The 18,297-nt window shown below is 61.7% G+C and carries 12 protein-coding genes; 5 read left to right on the forward strand and 7 right to left on the reverse strand.

Annotation, left to right across the window (positions count from 1 at the left end; all coding sequences use genetic code 11):
• Nucleotides 1–116: 116 nt before the first annotated feature.
• On the forward strand, nucleotides 117–302 hold the full coding sequence (gene csrA / locus QRN46_RS11940) for a carbon storage regulator CsrA (RefSeq protein WP_201815855.1): 186 nt from the start codon (nucleotides 117–119) through the stop codon (nucleotides 300–302).
• A 6-nt stretch (nucleotides 303–308) separates the two neighbouring features.
• On the opposite strand, the gene QRN46_RS11945 is transcribed toward csrA, so the two are convergent.
• From QRN46_RS11945 to QRN46_RS11960, 4 genes are all read right to left on the reverse strand, one after another.
• The gene (locus tag QRN46_RS11945; protein WP_003192759.1) at nucleotides 309–536 is read right to left on the reverse strand and encodes a YheU family protein; all 228 of its coding nucleotides are present in this window, start codon (nucleotides 534–536) and stop codon (nucleotides 309–311) included.
• Between the two features lie 59 nt (nucleotides 537–595).
• The gene (locus QRN46_RS11950; protein ID WP_007950879.1) at nucleotides 596–1,786 is read right to left on the reverse strand and encodes an osmoprotectant NAGGN system M42 family peptidase; all 1,191 of its coding nucleotides are present in this window, start codon (nucleotides 1,784–1,786) and stop codon (nucleotides 596–598) included.
• 61 nt (nucleotides 1,787–1,847) lie between these two features.
• Nucleotides 1,848–3,593, reverse strand: a complete 1,746-nt coding sequence (gene ngg, locus QRN46_RS11955; protein ID WP_285354820.1) for an N-acetylglutaminylglutamine synthetase — start codon at nucleotides 3,591–3,593, stop codon at nucleotides 1,848–1,850.
• Between the two features lie 3 nt (nucleotides 3,594–3,596).
• Complete coding sequence (locus tag QRN46_RS11960) at nucleotides 3,597–5,369, reverse strand: N-acetylglutaminylglutamine amidotransferase (RefSeq protein ID WP_285354822.1); 1,773 nt, start codon at nucleotides 5,367–5,369, stop codon at nucleotides 3,597–3,599.
• Between the two features lie 296 nt (nucleotides 5,370–5,665).
• Here QRN46_RS11960 and QRN46_RS11965 point away from each other — a divergent pair, with 296 nt between their 5' ends.
• Nucleotides 5,666–10,501: an NEL-type E3 ubiquitin ligase domain-containing protein gene (locus QRN46_RS11965; protein WP_285354824.1), complete on the forward strand. Its 4,836-nt coding sequence runs from the start codon at nucleotides 5,666–5,668 to the stop codon at nucleotides 10,499–10,501.
• Nucleotides 10,502–10,521: 20 nt separating this feature from the next.
• Here QRN46_RS11965 and mnmC read toward each other — a convergent pair whose 3' ends face one another.
• Nucleotides 10,522–12,501 carry a bifunctional tRNA (5-methylaminomethyl-2-thiouridine)(34)-methyltransferase MnmC2/FAD-dependent 5-carboxymethylaminomethyl-2-thiouridine(34) oxidoreductase MnmC1 gene (mnmC, locus tag QRN46_RS11970; RefSeq protein WP_201815746.1) on the reverse strand — a complete coding sequence of 660 codons (1,980 nt, stop codon included), beginning with the start codon at nucleotides 12,499–12,501 and terminating at the stop codon, nucleotides 10,522–10,524.
• 172 nt (nucleotides 12,502–12,673) lie between these two features.
• Here mnmC and pap point away from each other — a divergent pair, with 172 nt between their 5' ends.
• Both pap and QRN46_RS11980 read left to right on the forward strand, forming a co-directional pair.
• Complete coding sequence (pap, locus tag QRN46_RS11975) at nucleotides 12,674–14,188, forward strand: polyphosphate:AMP phosphotransferase (RefSeq protein WP_011335390.1); 1,515 nt, start codon at nucleotides 12,674–12,676, stop codon at nucleotides 14,186–14,188.
• 102 nt (nucleotides 14,189–14,290) lie between these two features.
• The gene (locus QRN46_RS11980; protein ID WP_285354829.1) at nucleotides 14,291–15,475 is read left to right on the forward strand and encodes a thiolase family protein; all 1,185 of its coding nucleotides are present in this window, start codon (nucleotides 14,291–14,293) and stop codon (nucleotides 15,473–15,475) included.
• Here QRN46_RS11980 and QRN46_RS11985 read toward each other — a convergent pair.
• On the reverse strand, nucleotides 15,472–15,672 hold the full coding sequence (locus QRN46_RS11985; protein WP_011335388.1) for a DUF6316 family protein: 201 nt from the start codon (nucleotides 15,670–15,672) through the stop codon (nucleotides 15,472–15,474). The genes QRN46_RS11980 and QRN46_RS11985 overlap by 4 nt on opposite strands.
• 213 nt (nucleotides 15,673–15,885) lie before the next feature.
• On the opposite strand from QRN46_RS11985, the gene QRN46_RS11990 reads away from it, so the two are divergent.
• Entirely contained in the window at nucleotides 15,886–16,845 is a 960-nt protein-coding gene (locus tag QRN46_RS11990) for a DMT family transporter (RefSeq protein ID WP_011335387.1), read from the forward strand.
• Nucleotides 16,846–16,881: 36 nt separating this feature from the next.
• Here the strand turns inward: QRN46_RS11990 and QRN46_RS11995 are convergent, their stop codons facing one another.
• Nucleotides 16,882–18,276, reverse strand: coding sequence for a class II fumarate hydratase (locus QRN46_RS11995; RefSeq protein ID WP_011335386.1), 1,395 nt, complete (start codon nucleotides 18,274–18,276; stop codon nucleotides 16,882–16,884).
• Nucleotides 18,277–18,297 lie beyond the last annotated feature (21 nt).

Raw genomic sequence — 18,297 nt, forward strand, 5'->3', positions numbered from 1 at the left:
GTCTGAAGGCTTGCGCGCCTTGCTGTGTAGGGAATGACTGAATTGCCCACAGCGCATTGTAGGGCGGTCGAAACCCGCGCATCTTCAAGGCTCGCAAACCTTGAAGGACACCTCCCATGCTTGTACTCAGCCGTGTTGTCGGTGAACTGATTTCCATCGGCGACAACATCACTCTGCGCGTTCTGGCGGTCAACGGCTCCAGCGTGCGGTTCGGCGTCGAAGCGCCGGAGCAGGTCGGCGTGCACCGCGCCGAGGTCTACGAACGGATCCAGCGCAAACAGGCCAGCGGCAAGGCCCGCTGACCGTTTTCAGTCGAACAGGTGCTTGGGCACGTCGTGCTTGAGCATCAACTGGCATTGCTCGCTTTCCGGATCGAAGACAATCAACGCCTGGCCTTTGGTCAGCGCCTGGCGAACCCGCAGTACGCGAGTTTCCAGCGGCGTGTCGTCACCGTTGTCGGTACCGTCGCGGGTGACGAAATCCTCGATCAGGCGGGTGAGGGTGTCGACTTCAAGCGCGTCGTAGGGAATCAGCATGGGCACCTCGGCTAAATCAATGTCGGGATGCTACGGCGAATGATCGCCGAGGGCCAGACTCAACTGTCCGAACGCTGCCCCACCAGGCTGTCCACCGACGGCACACGGGTGTCGCTCTCCATCTGCGTTTCGTGTTCGATCTGATGACTGAAGCGATCCAGTGACCCGGTGGCCGGTTGCGCATCGCTGGCGAACACCGGCGGACTCAGAATGTACGCTCCCAGCAAGCGACTGAGCGCCGCCAGGCTGTCGATGTGCGTGCGCTCGTAGCCGTGGGTCGCGTCGCAGCCGAAGGCGAGCAGGGCGGTGCGAATGTCGTGACCGGCGGTGACCGCCGAGTGGGCGTCACTGAAGTAATAGCGGAACAGGTCGCGGCGCACAGGCAGTTCGTGCTCACCCGCCAGACGCAACAAGTGCCGCGACAAGTGATAGTCGTAGGGCCCGCCGGAATCCTGCATCGCCACGCTCACCGCGTGTTCGCTGGAGTGCTGGCCCGGCGCGACCGGGGCGATGTCGATGCCGACGAATTCGCTGACGTCCCACGGCAACGCCGCCGCTGCGCCGCTGCCGGTTTCTTCGGTGATGGTGAACAGCGGATGGCAGTCGATCATCAGTTCCTGGCCGCTGTCGACGATGGCTTTCAACGCGGCCAGCAGCGCCGCGACGCCGGCCTTGTCGTCCAGGTGACGGGCGCTGATGTGGCCGCTTTCGGTGAACTCCGGCAGCGGATCGAAGGCCACCACGTCGCCGACGCTGATACCCAGCGAATCGCAATCGGCACGGGTCGCGCAGTAGGCGTCCAGACGCAGCTCGACGTGATCCCAACTGATCGGCATCTCGTCCACGGCTGTGTTGAAGGCATGCCCGGACGCCATCAGCGGCAACACGCTGCCGCGAATCACACCGTTGTCGGTGAACAGGCTGACGCGGCTGCCCTCGGCGAATCGGCTCGACCAGCAACCCACCGGCGCCAGGGTCAGACGCCCGTTGTCCTTCACCGCGCGCACGGCGGCGCCGATGGTGTCCAGGTGCGCCGAGACCGCACGGTCGGGGCTGTTTTTCTTGCCTTTAAGGGTGGCGCGGATCGTGCCGCGACGGGTCATCTCGAAGGGAATGCCGAGTTCTTCCAGACGCTCGGCGACGTAGCGCACGATGGTGTCGGTGAACCCGGTCGGGCTCGGGATGGCGAGCATTTCCAGCAGGACTTTCTGCAGGTAGTTCAGATCCGGTTCGGGAATTTGGGTGGTCATGGAAACTCCTGTTGCGGGGCGTCATTCGCGCGTTGAACGCGTGAATGACGCTGAAGAGAGATCAAACGGCCGGCTGACTGTGCGGAAACAGCAGATCGACAAACCGCTCCGCCGTCGGCTGCGGCTCATGGTTGGCGAGCCCCGCCCGTTCGTTGGCTTCGATGAACACGTACGTCGGTTGATCCGCCGCCGGCACCATCAGGTCGAGGCCGACCATCGGGATTTCCAGCGCCCGGGCCGCACGCACGGCAGCCTCGGCCAGAGTCGGGTGCAGGATCGCCGTGACGTCTTCCAGCGTGCCGCCGGTATGCAGGTTCGCCGTGCGCCGCACGAACAGATGCTCACCCGCCGGCAGGATGCTGCTGTAGTCGTAACCGGCGGCGTGCAAGGTGCGTTGGGTTTCGTGGTCCAGCGGGATTTTGCTCTCGCCGCTGGTAGCCGCTTGCCGTCGCCGGCTCTGTGCTTCAATCAGTGCGCCGATGGAATGATGGCCGTCGCCGACCACTTCCGCGGGGCGGCGGATCGCCGCTGCAACCACCTCGAAACCGATCACCAGAATCCGCAGGTCGAAGCCTTCGTGAAAGCTTTCCAGCAACACGCGAGTGTCGAACTGCCTGGCCGCTTCGATGGCCTGCTGCACGTCCTCAATGGTCTGCAGATCCACCGCCACGCCTTGACCCTGTTCGCCGTCCAGCGGTTTGACCACCACACGCTGGTGTTCATCAAGGAACGCCAGATTGTCGTCCGCATTACCTGCCAATTGCTGCGACGGCACCTTCAACCCGGCGGCTTTCAAAACCTTATGAGTCAGGCTCTTGTCCTGGCACAGGTTCATGCTGATAGCGCTGGTCAGGTCGCTCAGGGATTCGCGGCAACGCACCCGTCGCCCGCCATGACTGAGCGTGAACAGACCGGCGTCGGCGTCATCCACTTGCACGTCGATGCCGCGCCGATGCGCTTCCTCGACGATGATTCGCGCGTAAGGGTTGAACTGCGCCTCCGGGCCAGGGCCGAGAAACAGCGGCTGATTGATGCCGTTCTTGCGCTTGATGGCGAACGTCGGCAGGTTGCGAAAACCGAGTTTGGCGTAGAGGTTTTTCGCCTGGCGGTTATCGTGCAGCACCGATAGATCGAGGGAGCTCAGACCGCGACTCATGAAGTGCTCAATCAGGTGCCGTACCAGCACTTCGCCGACACCGGGACGCGAACACTGCGGATCGACCGCCAGGCACCACAGGCTGCTGCCGTTTTCCGGGTCGTTGTAGGCTTTCTGGTGATTGAGCCCCATGACGCTGCCGATCACCGCGCCGCTGTCATCGTCTTCCGCCAGCCAGTACACCGGGCCGCCCTGATGGTGCGGGGTGAGCAGGGTGGCGTCGATCGGCAACATGCCGCGCGCCTGATACAGCTGATTGATCCCCTGCCAGTCCGCGTCACTTTGCGCACGGCGAATGCGAAAGCCACGAAACACGCGGGTGGCCTGGCGATAATCGCTGAACCACAAACGCAGGGTGTCGGACGGGTCGAGAAACAGTTGGGTCGGTTCCAGCCCGAGAATCTGCTGCGGCGCGGCGACGTACAAGGCGATATCGCGTTCGCCCGGCTGCTCGTTAAGCAGTTCCCGGGCAAGGCTGGCCGGATCGGGGAAGGTGTGGCCGATCAGCAGCCGGCCCCAGCCGCAGTGCACTGCAATCGGCTCGGCAGCCGGCTCGCTGCCATCTTCGGCCAGACGCGCCTGCAAGCGTTCGTAGGACGGCGTCTGGCCGCGCAGCAGTCGCTGGCTGTAAGCCGTGGCGTGAGGTTTCATCAATCAGATTCCTTGTTCGCTGAGCCACAGGTTCAAAGCCGCCAGTTGCCACAGCTTGGAGCCGCGCAGCGGGGTCAACTGGCCTTGTGGATCGGTCAGCAATTGGTCGAGCATGGCCGGGTTGAACAGGCCGCGATCCTGACTCGGATCCAGCAGCAGTTCGCGGACCCAGCTCAGGGTCTCGCCCTGTAAATGCTTGAGGCCCGGCACCGGGAAGTAACCTTTTTTGCGGTCGATCACTTCGCTCGGGATGACCAGTCGCGCAGCTTCTTTCAACACCTGCTTGCCGCCGTCCGGCAGTTTGAACTGGCCCGGAATGCGCGCCGACAACTCCACCAGCCGATAGTCGAGAAACGGCGTGCGCGCCTCCAGTCCCCAGGCCATGGTCATGTTGTCGACACGTTTGACCGGGTCATCCACCAGCATCACCGTGCTGTCCAGACGCAGGGCCTTGTCGACTGCCGCATCGGCGCCGGGCTGTGCGAAATGTTCCTTCACGAAGTCGCCGGCAGCGTCATTGGCGGTCAGCCATTTCGGCTGCACCGTCGCCGCGTAATCGTCGTAGCTGCGGTCGAAAAACGCCTCGCGATAAGCTGCGTACGGATCGGCCGCGCCGTCCACCTGCGGATACCAGTGATAACCGGCGAACAACTCGTCGGCGCCCTGGCCGCTCTGCACCACTTTGCAATGCTTGGCCACTTCGCGGGACAGCAGATAAAAGGCGATGCAATCGTGGCTGACCATCGGCTCGCTCATCGCGCGGAACGCGGCGGGCAGTTGCTCGATGATCTCTTTTTCGTCGATGCGCAGTTGATGGTGCTGGGTGCCGTAGTGCTTGGCGATCAGATCGGAGTACTGGAATTCGTCACCGCGCTCGCCCCCGGCATCCTGGAAACCGATGGAGAAGGTCGACAGATTCTCCACGCCGACTTCGCGCAGCAGGCCGACGAGCATGCTCGAATCGACGCCGCCGGAAAGCAGTACGCCGACATCCACCGCCGCCCGTTGGCGGATGGCTACGGCTTCGCGGGTGCTGTCGAGTACGCGGTCACGCCAGTCTTCCAGGGTCAGGTTTTTCTCGTCGGCGTGTGGGCCGTAGGGCAGGGTCCACCAGGTTTTCTGCTCGGTGGTGCCGTCCGCTTCAATGCGCATCCAGCTCGCGGGTGGCAGCTTTTCGATGCCCGCCAGCAAGGTGCGCGGCGCAGGTACCACGGCGTGGAAATTCAGGTAATGGTTGAGCGCCACCGGATCGAGGATCGGGTTGATGTCACCGCCCTTGAGCAGTGCCGGCAGGGCCGAAGCAAAGCGCAGGCGCTGGCCGGTGCGCGACAGGTACAGCGGCTTTACGCCGAGACGGTCGCGAGCAATGAACAGACGCTGGGCATCACGCTCCCAGATGGCGAAGGCGAACATGCCATTGAGTTTCGGCAGCAGCGCTTCGCCCCAGGCGTGATAACCCTTGAGCAGCACTTCGGTGTCGCCGCCGGAGTAGAACGCATAACCGAGCGCTTCGAGTTCGGCGCGCAGTTCCGGGAAGTTGTAGATCGCGCCATTGAAGGCCAGGGACAGGCCCAGTCGGCTGTCGATCATCGGCTGCGCCGAACCGTCCGACAGGTCCATGATTTTCAGGCGTCGATGGCCCAGGGCAATCGGCCCTTGGGCATGGAAGCCCCACGCATCAGGGCCGCGAGGGGCCAGGTGATGGGTGATTCGCTCAATGGCTGCAAGGTCTGCAGGTTGTTGATCAAAACGTAACTCGCCAGCTAATCCGCACATAAAGTCCTTACCGGTTTTTCCGTTGGGGAAGGTGTCGCTGTACCGCGCCGAAATGGCCGGTACCCAGAAACTGACCCGGCTCGGATGTGGGAGTTTTAGAACGATAAGTTATAAGTACATCGATCTGACCGGTGGGCCGTTAACATCTGGGTTGAGGTTGCGGGTGGTAGATATGTATTCAAAACATACGGATTGCTGCTGGTTTTCCGGCTCGAACATGCAGGTTTTCGTGTTTTTTATTCGCCCTCGGGATCGCTAGGGTGGGGAGACTCAATAGCAATAAAGGAATATTGCCCATGACCACTCCACCGCTATCGGGGACACCGGCCACCCTCACGGAAGAACAGACACTGAGCATTTTGCTGGAGGCCACCGGCGATCTGGACACGGCCCAGGCCTTGCAGAAAAACCTGCCTCCCGCGCTGCTCAAAACCGGTGCCGACACACTGGCCGCGCTGGATAAGGCTGCGCGTGATCTGCAGGCCATTCAGTGGAAAGTCGAGACGCATCTTGACCGGCTGCAACCGCTGAACAGTTTTTGCATTGATGTATTGAACCGCGCTCTGAGCGCCCGATGGCCCGCAGTGTTCAATGTCGAGAAAGATCATCTGCAATTGCCCGGCAATTACTGTGGATGCGAGCCCGTGGTCCCGCCGGGGGGCGGTCCGGCGATCATTCCGTTCGCCACGCCCACGCTGCTCGAGGCCGCGATGCAGAACTTCACGGAGGACGAGGCGCAACCCGATTATTTCCCCGAGGGCAGTGTGATACGGATCTCCAGCGCGCCTGCCGGGGTTCCTGGCCTGACGCCCACATCGTTCGCCGCCTTTTGTCGAGAGCTGAACCTGGGGCAGCGGTATCAGCAACACTTCCTGCAGGTGTTCGGTGTCAAGGAAGTGGATGGAAACCTGGCGGCCACCGGTCCCGTGGTTCTCGACATCACCGCAATGAAAAAACAACTGCTGCAACTGGACCTGCATCTGGCGATGTTGAGGGAACACGTCTCTCGGGAGGGGGTGCAGACGATACAGCGCTTGATTGATGCCGGTGGCGTCGCCACTGCCAGAAGCCTTCAGTTCAAGGGGCGTGCGCTGATCATGCAAGGGATCGAATTGCTCGGCAGTTGTATCTGGGGTGTGGTGGTGTTCTCTGAGTCTTCGGTCGAGCTGGACCCGGAACAATGGTGCCTGGTGTACATGCCGGGAGAGCCGGATCAACCCCTTTACGAGTACACCCGTTTCACGGCGTTCATGGCGTATCTTGAGTTCAGGCTGAGGGTGGGCAGCTACAGAAGCTATTTCACGCATTGCATCGGCGAAGGCGACAGGCTCGACTTTTTCAAGACCTTCGCGGATAACGGCAGCCTGGGGCACGTCAGGCAATTGGAGATGCCTGGTCCGCTGTTCGAGTTCATGCTCAAGAGTCATGTCGGCAAGCTGCAACTCGATGCCCGTGTGCTCGCTGTACCGACTGAAGATGTCGATGAGGAGGCGCGCAGGACGCGACTGCTGCATTACCTGGACGCCGGCATGACGGTGGCTAACGTAGCGGGTTTTGTCGTACCGGTGCTGGGAGAGTTGATGATGGGCGTTGCCATCGGGCAGATGCTCGCCCAGGTATATGAAGGCGTCGATGACTGGAGCCGGGGAGATCGTCAGGAAGCGTTTTCACACCTGCTGAGCGTCGCCGAGAACCTTGTCCTGATGGCCGTCGTGGGGGCCGGCATCAAAGGCTTGAAATCCCTGGCGATCAGAACGGTTCGAAAACATCCTGATTTCTTCCAGCCATTCACTGCCATTCTCGACGGGAAGGGGCAGTCACGGTTGTGGAAGCCGGACCTGCAAGCATATGAACAATCCTTACCGGTGGGGGCTGCCCCCGATTCTGAAGTCATGGACTTGTACCGGGGCGACGACAGGTTTTTTGCCCGTGTCGACCAACGCTTCTATGAGGTGGTGCATGATCCGGCTTCCGATACCTGGAGTATCCGGCATCCTGTCCGTCCCGATGCTTACGCTCCGCCACTCAAGCCCCATCGACATGGAGGCTGGCGCCATGCCTGGGAGGAAAGCGAGCAGTGGAGCGGTGCCTACACCCTCAGGCGCATCGACCCGAGCCTGGGCAGGTTCGAGGACAGTCGCCTGGAGATGATCCGGCGGTTGACCGACACTCGATTCGATGAGTTGCACCGTCTGAGTGACGACAATCTGTCTTGGCCCCCGCGTTTGCGCGACATGATCGAGCGCTTTGGCATCGAACGCAGATTGCGTGATTTCGTTTCCGCGATGGAACGGGGCGAGGCAACCGATGCCCGTCATGTTCAGGAGCAATTGCACGCGTTGCCCGAACTCGCCAACTGGCCGACTGATCGCTACATCAAGGTCGTGGACGAAAAAGGCCGTCTCACCGCGACCTATCCTCCCGTGTCAATTGACGATGACACTCTGAGCATTGTCGTGAGCCATGAGCAACTGGAAAAAGGCGAGTTGCTGCAAACCGTTCTGGACGGCATCTACCCCAGTGAAGCCGAAGCATTGGTGGGTGCGAACATTGCCCCGGCTGATGCAAGCGTCAAGTTGGCGCAAGTGATCGGGGCGGCGGTCAAGGCTGATCGTCGCTCGGTTTTCGAGCACCTGTACCGGCAGTTCGATCGTGTTCTCGCCGGTGAGTCGGTCAAGCTGCACAGCGCCTTTCCCGGGCTGCCGGTACGGTATGCGCGAGAATTGCTCAGGCGCACGCCGACTGTCGAGCGGATGCACCTGCGCAGCACCGGGCGAGTGCCCATGGGCCTGGCACAGAGGGCCCGTCAGGCCTTGAGCGATGTCCGTGTGGATCGGGCGCTGGCCGGCTTTTACCTGGCGGACATCGCCAGTGCCGATACCAGGAAACTGGCGCTGCGCCTGTTACCCCGGCTCGCTGGCTGGAATACCGAGTTCTACCTTGAACTGCGGGCCAACACACTCAACGGTGAGGTACTGGAGACGTCAGGCGAGAAACCGCTTTTGACTTCGAATTCATGCACGCTGGTCCGACTCGACAATGGTTACGAAGTGTTCGGCAGCGACAGGAAGTCGCTCGGCAAAGTGGTGCCCGGACCGGAGGACGTCTATCTCGCGATCCTCAAAGGCCTTCCAATGCGGCAGCGCAAGGCCATCGGATTTGCGCAGCCGAAGCCGGAAGATGGCTGGCGCTTGCGCCATAAACTGTTGGCAAGCGCTCTGGATGAGCGTGAAGGCTGTGCCCGGGTGTTGGCAGGCGGTCGGATGCCACCGGCGATTTCCGAGCCTGCGTGTACGCTCGCCAATTCGCCCGTCGGGCCGGCAAGGCATTCGCAACGTTTGCTGCGCAAAGTGAAGAAACTCTATCCCTTGATGACTGACGTACAAGCCGATGAGTTTCTTGACCAGGCGGGCAGCGAGCCAGTGACCAGGGCGATCCGGGTTCGGCAGTTGCAGGAGGATCTGCGCCGGCTGCAGGAAGTTCTGGACATCTGGAGCGAGGATGAAACGGCCATGAAGGCCTTGGACGGCGATCTGAATGAGGTACACGAGTGTCGACAGGTCGTGGCGTTCGAAATCGAAGACTGTTTTCGACGTCTGGTTTTCCTGCCTGATGACTTTCAGCGTCCCGTCTACGGTCTGAAACTCGACGGCATGCAATTCGGCAAGTTTCCGACCTTGCCGACCGGCCTGAATTTCGATCATGTCAGGCAATTGTCGCTGCGGGACATGCAGCTGGACAACGACGCCGCTTACTTTCTCAAGGCCTTCAGGCAAGTCGAATCGCTGGAACTGGACCGTAATCAACTGACCTTGTTGCCCGAGGTCATTTCGCATATGCCCAACCTCAAACGACTGAGCCTGGCCAACAACAGGATTCAATTGACCGAGCATTCGCTGGTGAAACTGGCGAAGTTGTACTCCCTGCAGAGCCTGAATCTGAGTGGCAATCCCCTGGGGGCGACAGTGGATGTCAGTCGTCTGTTCGAGTTGACTCACCTCTCCTTGCGCAATACCCGCACCACAGAACTGCCCGAAGGCCTGCAGTTTCTACCCAACCTGGATTGGGTGGACCTGCGTGACAATGAAATACGCGATCTGCCTGCCTGGCTTTTTGAAACGCCCCGACGTTTCAGTGAAACCATCAATCTGCGTCACAACCCGATTTCCGCTGCCAGCAGAATTCACCTCGATGACTACCGGAAGACCTTCGGAGTCGGCATGGGCTATCTGGATAACGATATCGCGCGACTGGACGAAAACCAGGCCCGCTCGATCTGGCTGACTGAAACGGGAGGGGAGGAGGGCTCCCGGCATCTGCAGACGTGGAACGCGATCAAGGATGATACGAGGGCCGAAGGACTGTTCAGTCTGCTGGCGGAACTGGGCAATTCCGCCGAATCCGCCAGCGTACGCGAGGATATGACCCGGCGGGTCTGGACGGTGCTGGATGCGACACAGGCCGATACCGAACTGAGGGAGCAGATTTTCGATCTGGCGGCCAATCCGATCAATTGCACGGACAATGCGGCGTTGAACTTCAGCCACCTGGAAGTGGCGGTGCAAGTGCACCATGTGACCCGTGCCTCAAGGGGGCAACGGTCTTCTGCGGCGGCGCTCGTGAAGCTGGCGCGAGGGTTGTTCCGGCTTGAGCAGATTGACCGGATCGCAGCCGAACATACGCAGGCACATGGGGCCGCTGATCCTCTGGAAGTGACGCTGGCTTACCGCTCCGGTCTGGCGCAGGCACTTGAACTGCCCGGGCAGCCTTCGCACATGCGTTATGCCTCGCTTGCGCAGGTGACAGGAGCGGATCTGGTGGCGGCGATCAATCGAATCCAGACCGCGGAGCTGTCTTCCGAGTGGTTGGCGTTTCTGGTTCGCCAGCCCTTCTGGAGTGAATACGTGAAAAGCAGTTTTACCCGGCAGTTCGACGATGCGCGCGCACCTCACCAACAGGAAGCACTGGCGTTATTCGAGAAGGCTGAAACACTCAGCTCGGCCGACTACCTGAGTGAGATGCACCTGTGTGCCGCCCGACAGGAGCGAACGGAAAGCGCCTTGCTCGAGCAACTGACCGACCAGGTGTTGCGGCTGCTGGAGGGCAACCTCTGCGTGTTGCCCGCTGGTTGATCATTCTCCCGATGATCCGCTCATTTGCCCCGGATCAGTCGCCGCAAGGCAAACCGGTTCGGATGACACGCCTCTGCGACACTTCTGGGCAGGGGCAGCGGTTCGTTGTCCAGCCAGGCCGCAAGCAGTTCACCGGACAAGGGTGCGGTGATCAGACCTCGGGAGCCATGACCGCTGTTGACGTACAGTCCGTCGAGCCAGGGACAAGGCATGTCCGGCACCTGCCGTGCATCCTTGCTCAATGCGGCGTAGATCCGGGTAAACGCTTCGCGGTCGGCGAGCGGGCCGACCATCGGCAGGTAATCGGGGCTGGTGCAACGGAAGGCTGCCCGGCCCTGAAGACTTTCGGCGTCGCGCTCGCTGACGTGCAGGCGCGCGACCAGATCGGTGGAGATCTCTTCGAGCATCGCCAGATTGCCCAGGTGTTCGGCGGTGGTCGGGGTCAGGTCGTCGCTGCTGAAGTCGAAACTGGCGCCGAGGGTGTGCTCGCCCCATCGTGCCGGTGCGACATAACCTTCGGCACACACGACAGTGGCCAGCGCCTGGCTTTGCGCAGTCTGCGCCAGGCGGGTGATCTGCCCGCGAATGCGCTTGAGGGGCAGCTCGCCGCTTTGGGCAAAACGCTTGATTTCGGCGGCACCGGCCAGCACCACGACGGGCGCTGTTGCAATCAATCGTTCACCGTCGAAGGCTTGCCATTGATCGCCCACTTTGCGTAGCTCGACGGCTTCCTGATGGGGAAGCAGTGTGACGCCCGGCTGTGCCGATTGCGCCTGACACAACGCCGGCGGATGTACCCAGCCACCCTCGGGGTAATACAAACCGCCGTGAGCCAGACCGACTCCGGCGCGGGCCTGTGCCTCGGGTTGATCGAGCCATTGCAGCAGGTCTTCGGGAAACGCGGCTGCCAGTTGTGCCTGACGCTCGCGCTCCTTCTCATTGAACGCCAGTTGCAGCACCCCGCAATCATCCCAGTCGGTGCCACGCTGCAAGGTTTCCAGCACGCGCCGGGTGTAGCCGAAACCGCTGACGATCAACTGCGAAAGTGCCGTGCCATGGGCGGACAGTTTCAGATACAGCACGCCCTGCGGATTGCCCGACGCTTCCTGTGCCACCGCGTCATGCCGTTCCAGCAGACTGACCTGCCAGCCCCGCGCCGCGAGGCTGGCCGCCGTGGCACAACCGGCCAGACCGGCGCCGATCACCAGGGCTCGACGGTCACCTGTCAACGGTGTCGGGCGGGCGAACCACGGTTTTGCCGCCGCAGGTGGCGCAACACCCTCGGGCCAGCCGAGAAATTCGCCGCGCAGGATTTCCCATTTGTGGCCGATGCCCGGCGTGCGTTTCATCTTGAAGCCGGCGGCGTTGAGCAGGCGTCGCACCCAACCGGTGCTGGTAAACGTGCTGATGGTCGAGCCGGGTGCCGCCAGCCGGGCCAGTTCGGCGAACAGTTCGGCGGTCCACATCTCGGGGTTTTTCGCTGGCGCGAAACCGTCGAGAAACCAGGCGTCGATCTGGCCGTCCAGTTGTGGCAACTGCTCCAGCGCGTCACCGATCAACAGGGTCAGGGTTATGCGCCCGTTATCCAGAACAATGCGCTGAAATCCCTGATGGATTGCCACGTAATGCTTGAGCAACTGATCGGAGAATCGCTTCAGGTCGGGCCACAACGCCAGCGCCCGTTGCAGGTCGGCAGGGCTCAACGGAAATTTTTCGATGCTGACAAAATGCAGTCGCGCACCGGCCACCGCGTGCTGTTCGAACAACTGCCAGGCGCAGAGAAAATTCAGCCCGGTGCCGAAGCCGGTTTCACCGATCACCAGTCGCCCACCCGCCGACAACGCGGCAAAACGCTCGGCCAGACGGTTCTGTTCAAGGAACACGTAGCGGGTTTCATCCAGCCCCGACTGGTCGGAAAAATACACATCGTCGAACACTCGCGAACGCGGGCGTCCCTGGTCATCCCAGTCGAGTTGGGCGTGGGGCATTACAGGTTTCATGGCAGGCTCGGCAACGGCAAGGCGGCCATTCTAGCCGATCACGCGGGCGGCGCTTGATCCATGGCAAACCTTGCCACAGATGACTCAAGGACAATCCGCCGCCGGCGGGAATTTCTGTGCCGCGTCAGAGCCCAATCCGCTAGTCTTGCTGAATCCTGGAAGGAGCCGTCCCATGTTCGAATCCGCTGAAATCGGTCACGCCATCGACAAAGACACCTACGAAGCCGCCGTGCCCGCCCTGCGTGAAGCGTTGCTTGAAGCCCAGTTCGAGTTGCAGCAGCAAAAGCGTTTCCCGGTGATCGTTTTGATCAACGGTATCGAAGGCGCCGGCAAGGGCGAGACGGTGAAGTTGCTCAACGAGTGGATGGACCCGCGCCTGATCGAAGTACGCACCTTCGATCAACAGACCGATGAAGAGCTGGCGCGGCCACCAGCCTGGCGCTACTGGCGGATGCTGCCGGCCAAGGGGCGGATGGGGATTTTCTTCGGCAACTGGTACAGCCAGATGCTGCAGGGCAGGGTACACGGCTTGTTCAAGGACCCGCGTCTGGATCAGGCGATTGCCGGCGCCGAGCGCATGGAAAAGATGTTCTGCGATGAAGGCGCGCTGATCTTCAAGTTCTGGTTCCACCTGTCCAAGAAACAAATGAAAGCGCGGCTCAAGGCGCTGGCCGATGACCCTCTGCACAGCTGGCGCATCAGTCCGCTGGACTGGCAGCAGTCGCAAACCTACGACAAGTTCGTCAAGTACGGCGAGCGCGTGTTGCGCCGCACCAGTCGCGATTACGCGCCGTGGCATGTCATCGAGGGGGTCGACCCGTATTACCGCAGCCTGACGGTCGGCAAGATCCTGCTCGAAGGTCTGCAAAATGCGCTGAAGCGTCCCGATGTGCATCCCCATGAGGTCAACGCTGCACCGCTGGGGACTTCCGTCGACCAGTTGAACCTGCTCGACAGCCTCGACCTGACCCAGCGTCTTGAGAAGAAAGACTACGAAGAACAACTGATCACCGAACAGGCGCGGCTGTCCGGCCTGATGCGTGACAAGCGCATGCGCCGGCATGCGCTGGTGGCCGTGTTCGAAGGTAACGATGCGGCGGGCAAGGGTGGTTCGATTCGCCGGGTCGCGGCGGCGCTCGATCCGCGCCAATACAGCATCGTGCCGATTGCCGCACCGACCGAAGAAGAGCGGGCGCAGCCTTATCTGTGGCGGTTCTGGCGGCACATTCCGGCGCGGGGCAAATTCACCGTGTTCGACCGCTCGTGGTACGGGCGGGTGCTGGTGGAGCGGGTTGAGGGCTTTTGCAGCACCGCCGACTGGATGCGCGCCTATGGCGAGATCAATGACTTTGAGGAGCAACTGGCCGATGCCGGGGTGATCGTGGTCAAGTTCTGGCTGGCGATCGACAAGGACACGCAGATGGAGCGGTTCCAGGAGCGCGAAGAAATCCCGTTCAAGCGCTTCAAGATCACTGAAGACGACTGGCGCAACCGCGACAAGTGGGATGCCTATCGTGCCGCCGTGGGCGACATGGTCGACCGCACCAGCACCGAAATTGCGCCGTGGACGTTGGTCGAGGCCAATGACAAGCGCTGGGCCCGGGTCAAGGTGCTGCGCACGATCAACCGCGCGTTGGAAGAGGCTTTCGAGAAGTCCGACAAGCGAGCCAAAAAGCACAAGGACTGAACCGATGGGCCCGCATACGCGAGGTGAATGATTGTCGCGGTCGGCGATCGGGTGGACTTATGCTCGGTCCACTCTCAACCGATTGCAACAATGAGGTATGCCATGCGTGAAGTGGTGATCGTCGACAGCGTACGGACCGGCCTGGCCAAGTCCTTTCGCGGCAAGTTCAACCAGACCCGTCCCGATGACATGGCGGCCCATTGCGTCAATGCGTTGCTCTCGCGCAACGACATTGACCCGGCCAGCGTCGAGGATTGCATCGTCGGCGCCGGCTCCAACGAGGGCGCCCAGGGCTACAACATCGGCCGTAACGTGGCGGTGCTCTCGCAATTGGGCACGGGCACGGCGGGCATGACTCTCAACCGTTTCTGCTCTTCGGGCTTGCAGGCGATTGCGATTGCCGCCAACCAGATCGCGTCGGGTTGCAGCGACATCATCGTCGCCGGCGGCGTCGAGTCGATCAGCCTGACCCTGAAAAGCGTCAACACCGATCACCTGATCAACCCGTTGCTCAAGCAGCAGACGCCGGGCATCTACTACACCATGGGCCAGACTGCCGAAGTGGTGGCGCGCCGTTATGGCGTCAGCCGCGAGGCGCAGGATCGTTACTCGCTGCAAAGTCAGATCCGCACCGCCCAGGCGCAGGCAGCCGGTCTGTTCAACGATGAAATCGTGCCGATGTCGGTGAAGTACCGCGTTGAAGACAAGAACAGCGGTGACGTGCAGATCCTCGACGGCATCGTCGATCGCGACGACTGCAATCGCCCGGACACCACCTATGAAAGTCTCGCCGGGTTGAAACCGGTGTTCGCCGAGGACGGGTCGGTGACCGCCGGCAACTCGTCGCAGTTGTCCGACGGCGCCTCGATGACGCTGGTGATGAGCCTGGAAAAAGCCCTGCAACTGGGGCTCAAGCCGAAGGCGTTTTTCCGGGGGTTCACCGTGGCCGGTTGCGAGCCGGACGAAATGGGCATCGGCCCGGTGTTCTCGGTGCCGAAGCTGCTCAAGGCCAAGGGCTTGCAGGTAGCAGACATCGATCTGTGGGAATTGAACGAAGCGTTTGCCTCGCAGTGCCTGTACGCCCGTGACCGGCTGGAAATCGACAACGAGAAGTACAACGTCAACGGTGGCTCGATTTCCATCGGTCACCCGTTCGGCATGACCGGGTCACGGCAGGTCGGGCATCTGGTGCGCGAGTTGCAGCGGCGCAATCTGCGCTACGGAATCGTGACCATGTGTGTGGGCGGGGGGATGGGCGCGACCGGGTTGTTTGAGGCCGTACGCTAGGCCGGCCTGCCGGAATCCATCAATCGCATCCGCGCGATGTACGCGCGGATTTCCTGCTCGGCTTTCTCGGGGCTGTCGAACGGCCCTTCGAGGGTGTTTTCCCGGGTGCTGAAATACAGTTCGCCGTTGACCCGGCACACGCGGTCGCTGCGAAAGTGCGTGGCGGGGGCGGTGTCCTGAGCGCGCATGCCTAACATGACGGGTCTCCTTGGTGGGTGATGTCCCGAGCAGGATCCAATCAGCTTATGCCTGAACCACTTACCTTGCCCGGCCAGCCGATCAACGGCCCGTCGTCAATTTTTTGCTGCGACCTGCACAGTTTCATTTGCGGCTGGAGCGCAACTGTCCCTGTGTCGGGTCGGTCTGTGCGCCTAGAATGAGCGCTCCTGTCTCTGGCGCTTGGGGTTCTCATGCACGTTTCATCGGGTCGTTGGGTGTACGGCATGTTCCTGGCGTTATTGACGGCATTTCTGTGGGGAATCCTGCCGATCAAGCTCAAACAGGTGCTGGTGGTGATGGACCCGGTCACGGTGACCTGGTTTCGCCTGCTGGTGTCCGGCGGCTGTCTGTTCATTTATCTGGCGGCGACCAAACGCTTGCCGAGTCGCAAGGTGCTCGGACCGAAGGGCGGCTGGCTGGTGCTGATGGCGGTGCTCGGGTTGGTGGGCAACTACGTGCTTTACCTGATGGGCCTGAACCGGCTCAGCCCCGGCACCGCGCAACTGGTGGTGCAGATGGGGCCGATCATGTTGCTGATCGCCAGCCTGTTCGTGTTCAAGGAACGCTTCAGTATTGGTCAGGGCATTGGTCTGGCAGTGCTGCTGATCGGTTTTGCGTTGTTCTTCAATCAGCGTCTGGCGGAATTGCTCACGTCTTTGTCTGATTACACCGCTGGTGTGTTGCTGGTGCTGCTGGCCTCGACCGTCTGGACCTTCTATGCGCTGGGCCAGAAACAACTGCTGACCGTGTGGAATTCGCTGCAGGTGATGATGGTGATCTACCTGTTCTGCGCCCTGTTGCTGACGCCTTGGGTGCATCCGCTCGAAGCACTGTCGCTGAACCCGCTGCAGGGCTGGCTGCTGCTGGCGTGCTGCATGAACACCCTGATCGCCTACGGCGCGTTTGCCGAGGCGCTGGCGCATTGGGAGGCTTCGCGGGTCAGTGCGACGCTGGCGATCACGCCGTTGGTGACGTTCGGTGCGGTGGCCGTGGCGGCGGGGGTGTGGCCTGAATATGTGCATGCCGAGCAAATCAATCTGCTGGGGTATGGCGGGGCGGTGCTGGTGGTGCTGGGTTCGGCGCTGGTGGCGCTGGGGCCTTCGTTGATTGCCGGGCTCAAGGCCCGGCGGGCAAAACTGTTGGTCGGATGACCTTCCCGTGCGGGGCACGGGAAGGATCGGTATGACTCAGCCCTTGGCGCCGGCTTCGATCATGTTCTCCGGCCGCACCCAGGCATCGAACTCTTCATCGGTCAGATAACCCAGCTCCAGCGCCGCTTCGCGCAGGGTCTTGCCTTCGCTGTAGGCTTTCTTGGCGATTTCCGCCGACTTGTCGTAGCCGATGTGCGGGTTGAGCGCCGTCACCAGCATCAGGCCGCGTTCCAGATGTTTCGCCATGACGTCGGCATCCGGCTCAAGACCGGCGATGCAATGCTGCTGGAAGTTGCTGCAGCCATCAGCCAGCAGGCGGATCGATTGCAGCAGGTTGTGGATGATCACCGGTTTGAACACGTTCAGTTGCAGGTGACCCTGGCTGGCGGCGAAACCGATCGCCACGTCGTTGCCCAGCACCTGACAGGCCAGCATCGACAACGCCTCGCACTGGGTAGGGTTGACCTTGCCGGGCATGATCGAGCTGCCCGGTTCGTTGGCCGGCAGGCGCACTTCGGCGAACCCGGCTCGTGGGCCGGAGCCCAGCAGGCGCAGATCGTTTGCAATTTTCATCAGCGCCACGGCGAGGGTTTTCAGGGCGCCGGAAAGGGTGGTCAATGGTTCATGACCGGCAAGGGCGGCAAACTTGTTCGGCGCGGTGACGAACGGCAGGCCGGACAACGCCGCCAGTTCAGCGGCAATTGCTTCGCCGAAGCCGTGGGGCGAGTTGAGCCCGGTGCCGACGGCAGTGCCGCCCTGCGCCAGTTCGCAGACCGCCGGCAACGCCGCGCGAATCGCCCGTTCGGCGTAATCCAGCTGCGCTATGAATCCGGAAAGCTCCTGACCAAAGGTGATCGGCGTGGCGTCCATCATGTGGGTGCGACCGGTCTTCACCAGTTTCATGTGCCGCGCCGACAGTTCGGCCAGTCCGCCAGACAGCTCGGCGATGGCTGGCAGCAGTTGGGTCTGCACCGCTTGCGCGGTGGCGATGCTCATGGCGGTGGGGAAGCAGTCGTTGGAGCTCTGCGAGCGGTTGACGTGATCGTTGGGGTGCACCGGCGTCTTGCCGCCGCGCGGGTTGCCGGCCAGTTCGTTGGCGCGCCCGGCAATCACTTCGTTGACGTTCATGTTGCTTTGCGTGCCGCTGCCGGTCTGCCAGACCACCAGCGGGAACTGGTCGTCATGCTGGCCGTCGAGCACTTCGTCGGCGGCCTGTTCGATCAGGCGGGCAATGTCGGCGGGCAGGTCGCCGTTGCGGTCGTTGACCCGGGCCGCGGCTTTCTTGATCAGGGCCAGCGCGTGCAGTACCGGCAAGGGCATGCGTTCCTGACCGATGGCGAAGTTGATCAGCGAGCGTTGCGTCTGAGCGCCCCAGTAAGCGTCGTCCGGGACCTCGATCTGGCCCAGGCTGTCGGTTTCGATACGGCTCATCGTGCACACTCCTGTTGGTCT

It is taken from the genome of Pseudomonas sp. lyk4-R2A-10 (assembly GCF_030209075.1).
Taxonomy (GTDB): domain Bacteria; phylum Pseudomonadota; class Gammaproteobacteria; order Pseudomonadales; family Pseudomonadaceae; genus Aquipseudomonas; species Aquipseudomonas glycinae.